This is a genomic window from Amycolatopsis sp. SID8362, from assembly GCF_010550475.1.
In the GTDB taxonomy this organism is placed as follows: domain Bacteria; phylum Actinomycetota; class Actinomycetes; order Mycobacteriales; family Pseudonocardiaceae; genus Amycolatopsis; species Amycolatopsis eburnea.
The window spans coordinates 1-1,323 of record NZ_JAAGNB010000266.1 but is presented as its reverse complement, the minus strand read 5'-3'; the positions used below and the strand labels follow the sequence as shown (position 1 = coordinate 1,323).

The following is a 1,323-nucleotide window of genomic DNA, read 5'->3' as shown; positions in this document are numbered from 1 at the left end:
GCTCGCCGACGCCGGACTGCTGACGCCGCACTGGCCAGCGCCCTACGGCCGGGGTGCCGGCGCCGCGGAGCAGCTGCGGATCGACGGCGCGCTGGCCGAAGCCGGCGTCCGCCGCCCGGACCTGGTGATCGGCGCGTGGGCGGTGCCGACGATCCTCGAACACGGCAGCGACGAGCAGCGCGAACGGTTCGCCCGGCCCACCCTCCGTGGTGAGCTCACGTGGTGCCAGCTGTTCAGCGAACCCGGCGCGGGCTCCGACCTGGCGGCGTTGCGGACGGCGGCGCGGCGGGTCGACGGCGGCTGGCGGCTGTCCGGTCAGAAGGTGTGGACGTCGCTGGCGCGCGAAGCCGATTGGGGGATCTGCCTGGCCCGCACCGATCCGGACGCGCCCAAGCACAAGGGCATCACGTACTTCCTGGTCGACATGCGCGCCGAGGGCATCACCACGCGGCCGCTGCGCGAGATCACCGGCGACGCCGTGTTCAACGAGGTGTTCCTGGACGACGTGTTCGTCCCGGACGCGGACGTGGTCGGCCCGCCGGGCGGCGGCTGGCGGCTGGCGCGCACGACGCTCGCGAACGAGCGGGTCGCCATCGGGAGCGGGTCCGCGGTGGGGGAGAGCGTGCAGGCCTTGGTGTCCACAATGGACGCTTCGGCGCTCGACGGTGTCGCGCTCGACCGGCTCGGTTCCCTGGTGGCGGACGGGGTCGCGGGGTCGGTGCTGGACCTGCGGGCGGCGCTGCGGCGGCTCGGCGGGCAGGATCCCGGCGCGGAGTCGAGCGTGCGGAAGCTGCTCGGGGTGCGGCACCGGCAGGACGTGGCGGAGTTCGCCGTGGAAGTGGCCGGGACCGGGGCCCTGCTGGCGGACGGGGCGGCGCAGCGCGAGTTCCTGCTGACGCGGTGCCTGTCGATCGCCGGCGGGACCACCCAGGTGCTGCTTTCGCTGACGGCCGAACGGCTTCTCGGCCTGCCGCGCTGAGCGTCCGGGCGGCGCGAACGGACCGTTCGTGCCGCCCGGCCCGAAACTGTCGGTGGCGTGTTCTAGCGTTGCGGGCGTGGAGTTCAGCGCAGACACCCAGGCCACCTACCTCCCCGCGGATCCCCCGCGGGAAGGCGTGCTGGCCCTGTGGGGCGATGACGTGGCCGGCGGGACCACGATCGAGCTCGTCCTGCCCCGGGGCGCCAAGTTCGCGCGGACGAAGGTCGACGCGGAGCTGGTGCCGCTCGAACGCGCGCTGCCGCGGCTGCTGGCGGTGGGGGAGGCGGCCAGCCCGGCCGTCGCGGCGTGGTCGGCCGCCGTCAACGCGGGGGTGAACCTGGTCG

Annotated in this window: 2 protein-coding genes; both read left to right on the top strand. The window is 74.9% G+C overall.

Features of this window, described 5'->3' with window-relative positions:
- On the top strand, positions 1-979 hold a 979-nt coding region (locus G3I65_RS08955; RefSeq protein ID WP_203612323.1), incomplete at its 5' end, for an acyl-CoA dehydrogenase family protein.
- Between the two features lie 76 nt (positions 980-1,055).
- Positions 1,056-1,323, top strand: a 268-nt coding sequence (locus G3I65_RS08950) for a hypothetical protein (RefSeq protein ID WP_160695675.1), incomplete at its 3' end; no start/stop codon positions are given.